At 56.5% G+C, this 13,587-nt stretch carries 14 protein-coding genes; 9 read left to right on the top strand and 5 right to left on the bottom strand.

All coding sequences use genetic code 11. From position 1 onward, the window contains the following. Nucleotides 1-25 precede the first annotated feature (25 nt). From DQG13_RS13225 to DQG13_RS13215, 3 genes are read left to right on the top strand one after another with little or no spacing between them, the layout of a single operon-like run. Nucleotides 26-502 carry an RrF2 family transcriptional regulator gene (locus DQG13_RS13225; protein ID WP_113020246.1) on the top strand — a complete coding sequence of 159 codons (477 nt, stop codon included), beginning with the start codon at nucleotides 26-28 and terminating at the stop codon, nucleotides 500-502. Then, nucleotides 492-809 (top strand): thioredoxin, encoded by a 318-nt coding sequence (trxA, locus tag DQG13_RS13220; RefSeq protein ID WP_113020245.1) that lies wholly within the window; start codon nucleotides 492-494, stop codon nucleotides 807-809. Before DQG13_RS13225 ends, trxA begins: the two co-directional genes overlap by 11 nt. Nucleotides 810-832: 23 nt before the next feature. Beyond that, a complete protein-coding gene (locus DQG13_RS13215; RefSeq protein WP_113020244.1) occupies nucleotides 833-1,486 on the top strand; it encodes a nitroreductase family protein in 654 nt (217 codons plus the stop codon). 95 nt (nucleotides 1,487-1,581) lie between these two features. On the opposite strand, the gene DQG13_RS13210 is transcribed toward DQG13_RS13215, so the two are convergent. The 3 genes from DQG13_RS13210 to DQG13_RS13200 all read right to left on the bottom strand — a co-directional run bounded on the left by DQG13_RS13210 (nucleotide 1,582) and on the right by DQG13_RS13200 (nucleotide 4,646). Beyond that, a complete protein-coding gene (locus DQG13_RS13210) occupies nucleotides 1,582-1,866 on the bottom strand; it encodes a hypothetical protein (RefSeq protein WP_113020243.1) in 285 nt (94 codons plus the stop codon). A gap of 118 nt (nucleotides 1,867-1,984) precedes the next feature. Continuing rightward, entirely contained in the window at nucleotides 1,985-3,217 is a 1,233-nt protein-coding gene (hydF, locus tag DQG13_RS13205) for a [FeFe] hydrogenase H-cluster maturation GTPase HydF (protein WP_113020242.1), read from the bottom strand. A 16-nt stretch (nucleotides 3,218-3,233) separates the two neighbouring features. Then, on the bottom strand, nucleotides 3,234-4,646 hold the full coding sequence (locus DQG13_RS13200) for an aspartate ammonia-lyase (RefSeq protein ID WP_113020241.1): 1,413 nt from the start codon (nucleotides 4,644-4,646) through the stop codon (nucleotides 3,234-3,236). A gap of 296 nt (nucleotides 4,647-4,942) precedes the next feature. Between DQG13_RS13200 and lpdA the strand changes: the two genes are divergently transcribed. The 4 genes from lpdA to DQG13_RS13180 all read left to right on the top strand — a co-directional run bounded on the left by lpdA (nucleotide 4,943) and on the right by DQG13_RS13180 (nucleotide 9,966). Continuing rightward, a complete protein-coding gene (gene lpdA / locus DQG13_RS13195) occupies nucleotides 4,943-6,364 on the top strand; it encodes a dihydrolipoyl dehydrogenase (protein ID WP_113020240.1) in 1,422 nt (473 codons plus the stop codon). A gap of 124 nt (nucleotides 6,365-6,488) precedes the next feature. Continuing rightward, the gene (locus tag DQG13_RS13190; protein ID WP_113020239.1) at nucleotides 6,489-7,517 is read left to right on the top strand and encodes a thiamine pyrophosphate-dependent dehydrogenase E1 component subunit alpha; all 1,029 of its coding nucleotides are present in this window, start codon (nucleotides 6,489-6,491) and stop codon (nucleotides 7,515-7,517) included. Continuing rightward, nucleotides 7,508-8,488 (top strand): alpha-ketoacid dehydrogenase subunit beta, encoded by a 981-nt coding sequence (locus DQG13_RS13185; RefSeq protein WP_113020238.1) that lies wholly within the window; start codon nucleotides 7,508-7,510, stop codon nucleotides 8,486-8,488. Before DQG13_RS13190 ends, DQG13_RS13185 begins: the two co-directional genes overlap by 10 nt. A gap of 119 nt (nucleotides 8,489-8,607) precedes the next feature. Beyond that, on the top strand, nucleotides 8,608-9,966 hold the full coding sequence (locus DQG13_RS13180) for a dihydrolipoamide acetyltransferase family protein (RefSeq protein ID WP_113020237.1): 1,359 nt from the start codon (nucleotides 8,608-8,610) through the stop codon (nucleotides 9,964-9,966). A gap of 14 nt (nucleotides 9,967-9,980) precedes the next feature. Here the strand turns inward: DQG13_RS13180 and prli42 are convergent, their stop codons facing one another. Beyond that, complete coding sequence (gene prli42, locus DQG13_RS30760; protein ID WP_181592734.1) at nucleotides 9,981-10,082, bottom strand: stressosome-associated protein Prli42; 102 nt, start codon at nucleotides 10,080-10,082, stop codon at nucleotides 9,981-9,983. 304 nt (nucleotides 10,083-10,386) lie between these two features. Between prli42 and DQG13_RS13175 the strand changes: the two genes are divergently transcribed. Further along, nucleotides 10,387-11,520 (top strand): M20/M25/M40 family metallo-hydrolase, encoded by a 1,134-nt coding sequence (locus tag DQG13_RS13175; protein ID WP_113020236.1) that lies wholly within the window; start codon nucleotides 10,387-10,389, stop codon nucleotides 11,518-11,520. Nucleotides 11,521-11,858: 338 nt separating this feature from the next. Continuing rightward, complete coding sequence (locus tag DQG13_RS13170) at nucleotides 11,859-12,461, top strand: DUF2087 domain-containing protein (RefSeq protein WP_113020235.1); 603 nt, start codon at nucleotides 11,859-11,861, stop codon at nucleotides 12,459-12,461. Between the two features lie 66 nt (nucleotides 12,462-12,527). On the opposite strand, the gene DQG13_RS13165 is transcribed toward DQG13_RS13170, so the two are convergent. Beyond that, complete coding sequence (locus DQG13_RS13165) at nucleotides 12,528-13,406, bottom strand: RpnC/YadD family protein (protein ID WP_113020234.1); 879 nt, start codon at nucleotides 13,404-13,406, stop codon at nucleotides 12,528-12,530. Between the last annotated feature and the right edge of the window lie 181 nt (nucleotides 13,407-13,587).

The following is a 13,587-nucleotide window of genomic DNA, read 5'->3' as shown; positions in this document are numbered from 1 at the left end:
TACAGTACATCGGAGGTGTCCTGACATGAACAGCGATTTCTCCATTGCCGTACACAGCCTGGTTTTGCTGGCCCACCGAACCGATCATATGGCCACCAGCGAAATGATTGCAAACAATGTCTGCACCAATCCGGCGCGGGTGCGCAAGGTCATGAGCCTTCTGCGGAACCACGGTTTTGTGGCGACCAAGGAAGGAACCGGCGGCGGCTATATGCTGGATTGCACCCCGGAAACCACCCATCTGGGACAGATCTATACGGTTGTTTGCGCGGGAACCCTGAAGCCCGGCTGGTGCTCCGGCGATCCGGACAACGGTTGTATGATCGCGTCCAATGTCCAATTTGTGATGGATGGCCTGTTTCACGAGGCGGAGGAACATCTGGAGCAATATTGGAAACGGTGGACCATCGCGGAGGTGCTTAGACAGATTTGTTTGCTGCATGAAGGAAAAAGTGACGGCATACCCCAATTTGAAAAAGGAGTGTTTGAACATGGCGGTTAAACATATTACAGATGCAACGTTCCAATCGGAGATTTCGCAAGACGGCTTGGTGCTGGTGGATTTTTGGGCTCCCTGGTGCGGACCCTGCCGGATGATCGCGCCTGTTCTGGATGAATTGGCAGCTAATCCTGCGGTGAAAGCCACTGTAGCCAAGACCAACGTGGATGAAAATCCTGAAACAGCAGGCAAATACGGAGTTATGAGCATTCCTACCCTGATTCTGTTTAAGAATGGGACACCCGTTGACAAGGTAGTGGGAGTGCAGTCGCTCTCTTCCCTGGAAGCGCTGATTGAGAGACACGTTTAATTGAGGAGAAAGGGGCATTTTATATGACCCAATTGCAGCAAGAGGCAGGAGCTGCTTTTACCCAGATGATCCTGGACCGCCATTCGGTGCGCCGCTACAAGAAGGGCGCCGTCATTCCCGATGCGGAGCTTCGGCAGATTCTGGATGTAGCCCGCCATGCGCCTTCGGCATGGAATTTGCAGCATTGGAGATTGGCGGTAATTAAGGAGCAGGCGGATAAGGAAACGCTTTTCCCCATTGCCAACAGCCAAAAGCAAATCCTGGACAGCGCGGTTACCGTCGCGGTGCTGGGGGATCTTCAGGCCAACCGGAACGCCAAAGCAGTCTATACCCAGCTTGCTGCGGCAGGGGGAATGTCCAACGAGCTGGCAACCCGGCAGATCGCCAATATCAATCATGTGTATGATACCAAGGGCCAGCAATTCGGCCGGGATCATGCCATGCTGAATGCCGGCTTGATCTCCATGCAGCTGATGCTGGCAGCCAAAGCCTTGGGCTATGATTCCGTGCCGATGACCGGTTTTGACGCGGCGGCCTTCTCCCAGGCCTTCAACATTGATTCCCGGTACATTCCGGCCATGCTGATTTCCATCGGCATTTCCGATGAGCCGCCTCATCAGTCTCCCCGGCTGCCGTTGGAGGAGCTGCTTTACCCGATTTCAACCTCCCTGGAATAACCGGGGGCGGATATAAGATAAGCGGCGGTCGCGCTCTGGCGTGCCGCCGCTTTGTTGTGCGGTGAGTGTTTAACCCGCCGCCGTAACAGGCCTGCTTAATATTGGCGGGAGCTGGAAATGGCATCCTCCAACTCCTGCAGATTCTGGAGAATCTGCTGCTCCTGGGAATGATTTGGCTCGGACAGCAGCTGGGTTTTGGCCTCGGCTGCCCGGCGCTCCGCTTGCTCCAGCTTTGCCCATGCGTGTTGGCGGTCTTCCGGATCGGCGGATGCCTGGGCTTTGGCTGCTTCCTCCCTGGCTTGATTCAGCTCATGGATGGCTTCGTTGACACTTGTGAGCACATGCTCAAGACGCTGCTGGTGCTGGAGATATTCAGTCATGGATTATTCTCCTCCTTGTGGGCGAATGCGGGAACATGGCGTTCGCTTTTATGATGCCGAATCCGCTGCTGCGCCATTCCTCCGTGGAATAGCAATCACCGACAATTCAATCCGGCGCTTAGGCTTCCTCCCATTCCAGCTTTGCCAGAGGGAACATTTCAATCGCCCGCGGGAAAATCCCTTGTACATACGCAATCAGCACCCCGTAGTTGACGATAGGCACCCCCGCATCCACCGCCTGGGCGATCCGGTGCAGCATGGACCGGCGGTTCAGCATGCAGGAGCCGCAATGGACAATGAGGGAATAATCGGTAATATTGCCCGGAAAGGTGTAGCCGCTGGCATATTCGAAGTGCAGCTCCTTGCCGGTATTTTGCCGTATCCAGCGGGGGATTTTGACCCGGCCGATATCGTCTGACTGCTGATGGTGGGTGCAGGCCTCCGCGATCAGAATTTTATCCCCGTCCTGGAGCTTTTCAAGAGCGCGCGCGCCGCGGACCAGCTCGGTCAAATCCCCCTTATGCCTGGCAAAAAGGATGGAGAAGGACGTAAGCGGCACATCCTTGGGCGTGTCCGCTGCAACCTTCAGAAACGCCTGGGAATCGGTAATGACCAGCGCAGGTTTGGTTCCCAGCCGCTCCAGGGTTTCCTTCAATTCGTATTCCTTGGTGACCACTGCAATGGCGTCGGCCTCCAGAATGTCCCGGATGGTCTGCTGCTGGGGGAGAATCAGCCTTCCTTTGGGAGCCGCCTTATCGATGGGGGTCACCAGCACCACAAAATCCCCGGTGTGCACCAGATCGCCCACAATCTTGAACTTGTCCTCATCGTCGGGCACCGCTTCGCTCATGGCTTTGCGCAGCTCGTTGACGCCTTTTCCGCTGGATGCCGAGACAGCGTAGACTGGCAGCTCCAGCTTTTCCCGCATCTCCTTCAGCAAGGATTCGGTTCCGGCTTCCAGATCGATTTTGTTCAGCACGCCCAAGGCGGGAATCTTCTTTTGACGCAAATAAGCGGCCAAGGATAGATCAAAATCGCTCAGGCCTTCCTCCGCGTCTATCACCAGGAGCGCCAAATCCGTTTTTTCCACCACTTCCAAAGTCTTGCGCTTCCGCAGTTCTCCAAGCTCTCCTTCGTCATCAAGACCTGCCGTGTCAATAAAGACCACCGGTCCCAGCGGCAGCAGCTCCATGGATTTATAAACCGGGTCCGTGGTTGTTCCCTTGACGGGGGAGACAACGGCGGTTTCCTGCTTGGTGATGGCGTTGATTAAACTGGATTTTCCCGCATTCCGCTTGCCGAATAGGGCGATGTGGATGCGGTTGGACCGGGGGGTAGAGTTCATGCTCATGATCCGGCTTCCCCTTTCATTTGCCCGGAATTCCGGGTTTGGTAATTTGGCGCGGGCTTAAGATGCGCTCTGCCTCCTGTGCGGTCATCAAGCCTTCGCGGAGCAGCACTTCGCGCACGGACTGGCCTTCCGCCTGCGCTTGTTTGGCGAGGCGTGCCGCGGCTTCGTAGCCGATATAGTCTACCAGCGCCGTTGCCAAGGCGGAGGACATTTCCACCCGCTCCGCCGATTTGGCTGTGTCCGCCCTCAGGCCGCGGATACATTTTTCCTCGAAAAGCGTGACTGCTTTTGTAAGCATTTCCAGCGATTCCAAAAGCGATTCCGCAATCAGCGGGGAGAAAGCGTTCAGCTCCAATTGCCCGTTCATGGCAGCCAGTGTGATGGCCGTATCGTTGGCAATGATCCGCATGGCGGTTTGGCCGGTCATCTCGGCCATGACCGGATTTACCTTGCCGGGCATAATGGAGGAGCCGGCCTGTACGGCGGGCAGCCTCAGCTCACCGAGGCCTCCGGCAGGTCCTGAGGCAAGCAGGCGCAGATCGCCGGAAATCTTCAGAAGATTGACGGCGGCGGCCTTCAGCAGCCCGGACACCTCTACGAACACATCCATGTTCTGGGTGGGGTCCATGGGGAACTCGCTGCGGGCCAATCCCAGTCCGGTCAGCTCCTGGAGCAGTTCGGTAACGGTAAAGGTGTATTTCAGAGGTGCATTGAGGCCGGTGCCAATGGCGGTGCCGCCGATGTTGATTTCCCGCAGCCGCTCCTCCACCTTGTAGAGCCGCCAGCGGTCCCGGGCAATGGCCTTGGCATAGGCGCCGAAGCCTTGTCCGGCCGTCATGGGCAGGGCATCCATCAGTTGGGTCCGCCCCAGCCTCAGCACATTGGCGAAGGCTTCTTCTTTTTCCTGCAGTGCTTCCTGAAGGGAGGCAAAGGCTTTAGCCAATGGGCGGAGCAGCCGGATAGCGGCAATGCGCAGGGCCGTAGGATAAACATCATTGGTGGATTGGCCGAGATTGACATGATCCAGGGGATGCACCCGGTCATAGTCCCCCGGCTTTCCGCCCAGCTTGAGAATGGCCAGGTTGGCAATAACCTCGTTGGCATTCATGTTGGTGGAGGTTCCCGCTCCGCCCTGCAGGGCGTCTACCGGGAAAGCGCTTGTGTAGTCATCGGCCATGATCTGGCCGCAGGCATGGATGATAGCGTCGGCTACATCCCCCGGCAAAAGGCCCAGCCGTTTGTTGGCCATGGCTGCCGCCTGTTTGACCAGGACGACGGCGGCAATCAGGCGGGGATTCACCGGCCTGCCGCTGACGGGGAAGTTGTCCATGGCCCGGCGGGTATGGATGCCGTATAAAGCATCCGCCGGAAGGGTTAATGAACCCAGGAGGTCCGTTTCGGTGCGGGTTTCCAGGTTGGCGGCCAGCATAGGACCACTCCTATCGCATAAAAAAATGAATGATGGATTGTTTCTATCATACCAGACATCGGGGGCGGGAAGTGCGGAAAGAATGGTTTGCTTCGGCTATTGCCGAAAGCTCAGACGAACCCGCTTCCCCGAATTGCTTCGATAAAACTTATTTTACAACAGAATTCCGCTTGAAAAAAAGTTTAAAATGAGGCGGAGTTTGCTTACAATTCCCAATAGTGTATCCTTAGAGGATGGTTAATTTTTTACAAAAATGCAGATATGCCATGTTACATATACATAAGGAGGGACCGCGTATGACAAAACAATATGATGTAGTGGTGCTGGGAGGAGGCACCGGCGGATATGTGGCGGCCATCCGGGCGGCCCAGTTGGGCAAGTCCGTAGCCATTGTGGAGCGGGACAAGCTGGGCGGCACCTGCTTGCACCGCGGCTGTATTCCCACCAAAGCGCTCTTAAGGAGTGCGGAGCTGGCCCATGCCATGCGGGAGTCCGAAAGCTTTGGCATTACCGTCGGAGCGGTAACCGTTCATTTTCCCAAGGTGCTGGAGCGCAAGCAGCAGATTGTGGACCAACTGCACAAGGGCGTCCAGTTCCTCATGAAAAAAAACAAGATCGACGTCTACACCGGCAATGGCAGGGTGATCGGGCCTTCGATTTTTTCGCCGCGCAGCGGGGCGGTGGCGGTGGAGCTGCCTGACGGGGAGACAGAGAACCTGGTTCCGGCCCAGCTGATTCTGGCTACCGGGTCCCGGCCGCGCCAGCTTCCCGGTCTGGAAACGGATGGGGAGCTGATCCTGAACAGCGATCATGCCCTGCAAATGGAAACCCTGCCCCGCTCCATCCTGATTATCGGGGGCGGCGTCATCGGCGTGGAGTGGGCCTCTCTGCTCCATGATTTCGGCGTGGAGGTTACCATTGCGGAATACGGCCCGCGGCTGGTTCCCTATGAGGATGCGGAGACTTCCAAGGAGCTGGAGCGCCTGTTCAAAAAGCGCGGCATCAAGGTTATTACCGGCGCCCAGGTGATGGCGGAAACCGTCGTCAAGGATGAGCGGGGGGTAACCCTGAAGGCCGAGCGCAACGGAGAGCTTCTGGAGCTGAACTGCCAGCGGGTGCTGGTCAGTGTGGGCCGTCAGGCCAATGTGGAAGGGTTGGGTTTGGAAAATACGGATGTGAAGGTGGAGCGTGGCGTCATCCGCGTCAACGAATGGCTGCAGACGGGAGAATCCCATATCTACGCCATCGGCGATGTGATCGGCGGCATGCAGTTGGCCCATGCGGCCAGTCATGAAGGGATTTTGGCGGTGGAGCATTTTGCCGGGATGAAGCCTGCGGGCTATGCCGATCATCTGATTCCCCGCTGCGTATACGGCCGTCCGGAGATTGCCAGCGTGGGCTGGACGGAGGCCCAGGCGGCGGAGAAAGGGTATACGCTGAAAACCGGCAAGTTCAGCTTCAAGGCCTTGGGCAAAGCGCTGGTCCACGGGGATGCGGACGGCTTTGTCAAGGTGGTGGCGGATAAGGAGACGGGAGATATTCTCGGGGTGCATATGATCGGCGCCCAGGTGACGGACCTGATCTCGGAGGCGGCGCTGGCGCAGCTGCTGAACGCCACTCCATGGGAGGTGGGTTCGGTGATCCACCCCCATCCCACTCTGTCCGAGGCCTTGGCGGAAGCCATGCTGGCCGTGGACGGGAGAATGATTAACGCCTAATTGTAATCCTCCTAAAAAAAAGCTATAATAACCATAAGCCCAAGTCTTAGTACCAGGTATTAAAAATGGGTCAAACGACAACAGGCTTGGATCAGAGCCTATTTTGTGAGGAGGAGTTCTCCTGATGTCAATCGGACAAATCTTCAAGCACCGGGCGTTGGGCCTGACGGATGACGCCGTCCTGGGCATATACCGCAATATGATGCGGGCCAGGAAGTTCGACGAGCGTTCCGTACTGCTGCAGCGCTCGGGCAAGATTGCTTTTCACGTGTCGGGAATCGGGCAGGAGGCCGCGCAGGTGGCGGCGGCAACCGCCCTTCATACAGATGAGGATGTATTTTTGCCGTATTACCGGGATTACGGGTTTGTGCTGACGGTTGGGATGACCATGCGGGAGCTGATGCTGTCCGTGTTTGCCAAGGCGGAGGACCCCAACAGCGGCGGCCGCCAGATGCCCGGCCACTTCGGCTGCAAGCGCCTGAATATCGTGACAGGCTCCAGTCCGGTTACTACTCAGGTGCCCCATGCGGCAGGCATTGCCCTGACCAAAAAAATGCGCGGCGAGCCGGGGGTTTCCTGGGTTACCTTCGGGGAAGGCTCCAGCAACCAGGGGGACTTCCATGAGGGCTCCAATTTTGCCGGAGTGCATAAGCTGCCCATGATCCTCATGTGCCAAAACAACCAGTATGCCATTTCGGTGCCGACATCCCGCCAACTGGGCGGCCGGGTGGTGGACCGGGCCAAGGGCTACGGCATGGAGGGCGTTCGGGTGGACGGCAACGACGTGCTGGAGGTGTACCGGGTTGTAAGCGAGGCGCGCAGCCGCGCAATGCAGGGCGAAGGGCCGACCTTGATCGAAGCCATGATGTACCGGCTGTCGCCCCACTCCACCTCGGATGATGACATGCTGTACCGGACCAAGGAGGAAGTGGAGGAAAACCGGGCCAAGGACGGGCTTCCCCGCTTCAGGCAGTATTTGACGGAATGCGGATTGTGGGATGACGGGAAGGAAGCGGCGCTGCAAAAGGATATTATGGCGGAAATCAACGACGCCACGCAATATGCGGATCAGGCTCCCTACGCGTTGCCCGAGGATGCGCTGAAGCATGTATACCACGAACAGGCAAGGAGGGAGGGCGGACAATGGCAGTAATCACCTATCTGGAAGGCATCCGCTCCGCCATGCAGGAGGAAATGCGCCGGGACAGCTCGGTGTTTGTGCTGGGCGAGGATGTGGGCAAAGGCGGCGTGCTGAACGCCACTAAAGGATTGCGCGACCTGTACGGCGCCGACCGGGTGCTGGACACGCCTCTTGCCGAGTCGGCCATCGCCGGGGTCGCTATCGGTGCGGCCATGTACGGCATGAGGCCGGTGGCGGAGATGCAGTTTGCCGATTTCATTCTGCCGGCTACCAATCAGATTATCAGCGAGGCGGCGAAAATCCGCTACCGCTCCAACGGCGACTGGAATTGCCCTGTAGTGATCCGGGCTCCTTACGGAGCAACCGGAGGCGGCGCCCTGTACCATTCCCAATGCCCCGAATCCATCTTTTTTGGCACGCCGGGCCTGAAAATCGTCGCCCCCTCCAATCCGTACGATGCCAAGGGACTGATGAAGGCTGCCATTCGCGATGAGGACCCGGTGCTGTTTTTTGAGCATAAAAAATGCTATCTGTCCATCAGCGGCGATGTTCCCGATGAGGATTACATTGTGCCCATCGGCAAATCCAAGGTGGTTCGGGAAGGGGAGGACATTACCATTATCTCCTACGGCCTGACGGTCCATTATGCCCTGAAGGCGGCTGAAGAGCTGGCGGCATCGGGGGTCAGCGCCCATGTGCTGGATCTGCGGACCCTGCAGCCCTTGGACAAGGAAGGGATTCTGGAAGCCGCCCGCAAAACCGGCAAGGTGCTCATCATTCATGAGGACAATAAAACCGGCGGAGTGGGGGCGGAGGTGTCCGCCATCATTTCGGAAGAGATGTTCTATGAGCTGGACGCCCCGATTATGCGCCTGTGCGGAGCGGATATCCCGGCTGTAGGCATGGCGCCTACCATCGAGAAGTTCTTCCTGCTGAATCCGGACAAGGTCAAGGAAGCCATGCTGCAGCTGGCGGAAATCTAAAATAATCCCCCAAAAGTGAAGTGAAGCTTCGCGGTTAAGAGACTGCTTTGGGGGAGCCCCCGAATGAACATGCACATGATGCTGTTCACAGAAAAATATGCTTTGGGAGGTACGGGGCAATGACCCAATTGAACAAAGGCACACCAGTGCCGGTGCCGCATCTGGCGGAGAGTCTGGTATCGGCGACAGTCGGGAAATGGCTGAAGAAGCCCGGCGACTATGTGCAGCAATATGATGTGATTTGCGAGCTGATTACGGAAAAAGTAAATGTGGAGATGCCCTCACCTGTGGAAGGCACCATTCTGGAGCTGTTGGTGGAGGAGGGCCGCACCGCGGCGGTGGGAGAGGCCATCTGCCTCATTGCTGAGCCGGGTTCGGCGGCGGCAGCCCCTCCAGGAACTGCAAGTGGCGCAGTTGACCAGTCCGAGGCGGCTGGCGCTGCGGACGGCAGAGACAACAGCCTTCGCTCCCGCTTCTCGCCTGCGGTATTGACGCTGGCGGCGGAGCACGGGGTGGAGCTGTCGGAGGTGGACGGCACAGGCCTGGGCGGGCGGATTACCCGCAAGGATGTGCTGGCCTATGTGGCAAGCGGCAAGCAGCGGCCCGCTGCGCCTGCTGTTGGCCGCCAGGAAGCGAAACCTGCTGTCGCGGCGCCTGCCGCTCAACCGGCGATAGCGGCTGTTCCGGCGGCATTCCAGGATGTGCGCTCCTCGGGCATTCATTTGTCCCAGAACCCGCCTACACCTTTGCTGCCCCAGGTGGTAGCCGAGGCTGGCAACCAGCGGGAATACTATATTGATGTCACCCCCATCCGCAACGCCATTGCCCGAAACATGCGCCAAAGCGTCTCGGAAATTCCCCACGCCTGGACCATGATCGAGGTGGATGTCACCAATCTGGTGGTGCTGCGCAGCAAGCTGAAGGATGAGTTTGCCCGGCGGGAGGGCATCAACCTGACGTATCTGCCGTTTTTGATCAAGGCGGTGGTCAATGCCATCAAGGATTACCCGATCCTGAATTCTGTCTGGGCGGTAGACAAAATCATTGTCAAGCGGGACATCAACGTCTCCCTGGCGGTAGGCACGGAGGATTCGGTGCTGACGCCGGTCATCAAGAAGGCGGATCAGAAGAATATTGCCGGTCTGGCGCAGGAAATGGATCAGCTTGGCAAAAAAGCCCGTGCCGGCAAGCTGACGCCGGATGATATGGTAGGCGGTACTTTTACCGTCAATAATACCGGCTCCTTCGGCTCCATCCTGTCGTACCCCATCGTGAACTATCCCCAGGCGGCGATTCTGACCTTCGAATCCATCGTCAAAAAACCGGTTGTCATCAACGACATGATTGCGGTCAGGTCCATGGTGAACCTGTGCCTGTCGCTGGACCACCGGATTCTCGACGGCGTCATCTGCGGACGCTTTCTGCAGCGGGTCAAGGAAAACCTGGAGGGCTACAATCTCGATACCAAGCTGTACTAGAAGGTTATTCCGGCTTACAGCCCGGTGAATGCCGCAACCAGATACATAACGGTTGAAAACAGCATGGCGGCAATCATCAGCCACACGACCACACGCATCACTCTTTTGTTGATCAAGTCAATCAGCTCCTTCAAGGAGATAGTATAAGGGCGGATTAGGGGCTGTCTCCAAACTCCGAGGGGAGCAGATTTTGCAGAATTTTCGTTCCAGGCAAGGCACTTTCGTGAAGGCGTACCGGGGGTACGTCAAGCGGAAGTAACGAAGCATGGGGCGAAAAGGCGGTGAAAGATGCCCTCAAGCGGGTTTGAAGACAGGCCCTAGCAGCATGAAAAAAGGAAGAAAGGATTGCGTCCGGACTGTGCCGGATATGCTTGCCCATCTTCCTATTGTAACGCAAAATGAATCCGGGGGGAAACGGGTATGGTGAACCAGCAAAGACTGGTGGAGGAATTTATCGGATTGGTCCAAGTGGACAGTGAAACGAAACATGAGGCGGAAATCGCCAAGGTGCTGAAGGAGCGGTTTGGGGCCTTGGGCCTGCAGGTGGAGGAGGATAATTCCTCGGCCAAGTCGGGCTGTGAAGGCAATAATCTTTGCTTCACCCTGCAGGCCACTGCCGGCGCAAGCGATGCGCCGACGATTTATTTTACCTGCCACATGGACACCGTGGTCCCGGGCAAAGGCGTGAAGCCCCAACTGGGGGCGGACGGGATCATCCGCAGCGACGGCACCACCGTGCTGGGCAGCGACGACAAGGCGGGGATCGCCGCCATGCTGGAGCTGATCCGTGTTTTGCAGGAGGACAAGATCCCCCATGGAACCATCCGGTTTGTCATTACGGCAGGCGAGGAATCCACTCTGCTTGGGTCCCGCAATATGGAGCCCGGCTGGGTAAAGGCGGACTTCGGCTACGCCATCGACTCCAACGGTGAGGTAGGCGGCATTGCCGTTGCGGCGCCTTTCCAATCCAAGGTCTACATTACCATCAAGGGCAGAACCGCCCACGCCGGGGTCAATCCGGAAAATGGCATCAGCGCCATTACTGTCGCCGCCAAGGCGGTATCCCGCATGCCCTTGGGCCGGATCGACAAGGAAACCACCGCCAACTTCGGCACCTTCTTCGCTTCCGGCGAAACCAATATTGTGACTGAAAAGGTGGAACTGATCGGGGAGGCCCGCAGTCTGGTGAAGGAAAAGCTGCTGAAGCAGCTGGATGCCATGAAAGCCGCCTGCGAAGCCGCCTGCGCAGAAATGGGAGCAGCCTGCGATTTCCGATATGAGCTGATGTATCCGGGCTATAAATTCGACGAAACTGCGCCGCATGTGAAGCTGGCCATGGATGCGGCAAAAACCATAGGCTTAACCCCCAACCTGTTCCATTCCGGCGGCGGCAGCGACGCCAATCTGTTTAACGGCCAAGGTATCCCCACGGTGAACCTGTCCGTTGGCTACCAGGCCATCCACACCGTCAATGAGCATATCGCCGTGGCCGATCTGGTGAAGGTGGCGGAGCTGGTGGTGGAGATTTCCCGCAAAGCGGGGCAGCACTCATAAACGCCGTTGCCGCGGCGGGAGTGTCCGAATAAGACCAATGACACACTGCGTCTCTTGCTGGAGGCGCAGTTTTTGTCTGAAGGAGGGCAACGTCTAACCCTTGAGGCGCTTGTGGAGCAAATGGGAGGGCGGGCGGCCGCGTTTTTGCATGGAGATGAGTTGGAAATCCGTATTACCTTTCAAAAAGCATAATTGGAGAACTGGCTGTCAGGAGCATGTCACTGGCAGCTTTTTTATGATGTGCATTGACAAAAGTGAGCGGCATTTGTAATATGTTATTTAACGGTTATCTAATTAGATGTTCATTAAATTACATATCCAAGGGGAGTGAAATCCAGTTGCAACTGGAGAAGGTGGTTAATTTTCATAAAGCTCTGGCCGATCCTACCCGCATCAAAATGGTGATTCTGTTGGCAAGCGGAGAGCATAACGGGCTTTATTTGGCGGAGAAGCTGGGGGTGACGCCGGCTACCATTACCCACCACTCGTCCAAATTGCGGCAGGCGGGGCTGATTTCGGAGCGGCGGGATAAGAATACGGTTTATTTTTCCCTGAACATGGGGGTGTTCCAAAGCTTCTCCCGTGGAGCGGAGCAGTTGGTCAGCCGGCAAATGAACCAACAGGAGGTGAGTCCAATGAATGAAGAACTGGAGAAATTCAGGCATTCGGTTTTGCGGAATTTCTTTGGGGCCGATGGGGCGTTGAAGCAAATTCCCGTTCAATTGAAGAAGAAGCTGATCGTGCTGGAGGAGCTGGTCCGTCAACTGGAATACGGGAAGTCCTATCCCGAAAAGGAGTTGAATGCGTTTATTAAACGGTACCATGAGGATTTCGCCACTCTCCGGAGAGAGTTCATTATTCATCAGTACATGTATCGGGAGAACAATGTATATGTGCTGAACCCGCCGGAGCTGTGGACGAAATGGCAGGAATTGAAATAAAATTGACCATGTCAAAAACCGCCTCTTTTATGAGAAAAGGGCGGTTTTTCTGCATCTGCGAGTGGTTTATTGCTGCATCCGGTTGATTTCATCCAGGGAGAAGCCGGTGACCTTGGCGATGAGGGCCGGGTCCAGACGCTCTGCCAGCATATGCCGGGCTACCTGAAGCTTGCCTTTTTCAATGCCCTGCTCAATGCCTTCCCTGAGTCCTTCTTCCTTACCCTCTTCCTTGGCATACCGTTCGAAATGCGTTTTCCATTCCATCACTTCTGTCCCTCCTACGCCATAAATTTGCTTCACCTCTTGCCACACCTGCTGCTCCTCTTCCTTGGTCAGCGGCAGGTAGGTGTCAAAGAAAACAGCCAGCAGCTCCATTCTGGCAGGATCAAGCTGAAGCTGGGCCATCATCCGGATAAACTCCAGCTTCAATCGCAGCTTTTCTTCCTCATTATAACCCATACTGCTGAGCAATGCAGCAGCTACCGGATTAACCGAATGGACATAATTTCGCCAGTTCAGCTTGCGCAGCTGCAGCCGGTGATACCGGAACCGCAGCACCTCAAGGCCGGGCACCTCCCAGCCGAAGCCCTCCGGCTCCGCAGCCTGCCGGCTGTGGCTGATAATGGCGATGGGCAGCACCCGCAGCCGGTACTTTTCGTACAATCTCGCGGCATAAATAAACATCCGTTCCGGAAACTCCTCCTGGTAATAGGCCTGCGGCTCCTGATGCACCAGGATGAAGGTTTGCTCATGCTTCAAACGGGTCTTGACAAGCACATCCAACCGGCTTTTTTTGCCGCCGGCAATATCCACCACAACCTCCTCCGAAAGAAATTCCACTTCCGTAAAATCCATAAGCAGGGCGGTTTCCGGGAAAAAAAGCTCCATAAAATCCTGGAAGAAGGTTCGCAGCAATTCCTTATACAGCGCATCATGGTCAGTCAAAGACGGATCATCCCCTTGGCAATAGCTTGTTCACCAGGGAAAGCAAAAACACACCCGCCAATTCCCTTCATGGGAAATCGACAGGTGTGCTTCACCCGGTAACTATATGTTATAAGCAGCATAGCATATGGAATCTCCCTATGACAAGACAAAAATGAAATTGCCTGCGGCGCTAAAAGTA

Origin of the sequence: Paenibacillus sp. YN15 (assembly GCF_003285005.1) — a bacterium.
Classification (GTDB): Bacteria; Bacillota; Bacilli; order Paenibacillales; family NBRC-103111; genus Paenibacillus_AR.
The sequence above is the reverse complement of the archived record's forward strand: the minus strand, read 5'-3'. Positions and strand labels throughout refer to the sequence as shown.

What these genes read in the sequence shown, in the direction of transcription:
- DQG13_RS13225 (WP_113020246.1), top strand. Translation starts at nt 26, where the DNA reads ATGAACAGCGATTTCTCCATTGCCGTACACAGCCTGGTTTTGCTGGCC.
- trxA (WP_113020245.1), top strand. Translation starts at nt 492, where the DNA reads ATGGCGGTTAAACATATTACAGATGCAACGTTCCAATCGGAGATTTCG.
- DQG13_RS13215 (WP_113020244.1), top strand. Translation starts at nt 833, where the DNA reads ATGACCCAATTGCAGCAAGAGGCAGGAGCTGCTTTTACCCAGATGATC.
- DQG13_RS13210 (WP_113020243.1), bottom strand. Translation starts at nt 1,866, where the DNA reads ATGACTGAATATCTCCAGCACCAGCAGCGTCTTGAGCATGTGCTCACA.
- hydF (WP_113020242.1), bottom strand. Translation starts at nt 3,217, where the DNA reads ATGAGCATGAACTCTACCCCCCGGTCCAACCGCATCCACATCGCCCTA.
- DQG13_RS13200 (WP_113020241.1), bottom strand. Translation starts at nt 4,646, where the DNA reads ATGCTGGCCGCCAACCTGGAAACCCGCACCGAAACGGACCTCCTGGGT.
- lpdA (WP_113020240.1), top strand. Translation starts at nt 4,943, where the DNA reads ATGACAAAACAATATGATGTAGTGGTGCTGGGAGGAGGCACCGGCGGA.
- DQG13_RS13190 (WP_113020239.1), top strand. Translation starts at nt 6,489, where the DNA reads ATGTCAATCGGACAAATCTTCAAGCACCGGGCGTTGGGCCTGACGGAT.
- DQG13_RS13185 (WP_113020238.1), top strand. Translation starts at nt 7,508, where the DNA reads ATGGCAGTAATCACCTATCTGGAAGGCATCCGCTCCGCCATGCAGGAG.
- DQG13_RS13180 (WP_113020237.1), top strand. Translation starts at nt 8,608, where the DNA reads ATGACCCAATTGAACAAAGGCACACCAGTGCCGGTGCCGCATCTGGCG.
- DQG13_RS13175 (WP_113020236.1), top strand. Translation starts at nt 10,387, where the DNA reads ATGGTGAACCAGCAAAGACTGGTGGAGGAATTTATCGGATTGGTCCAA.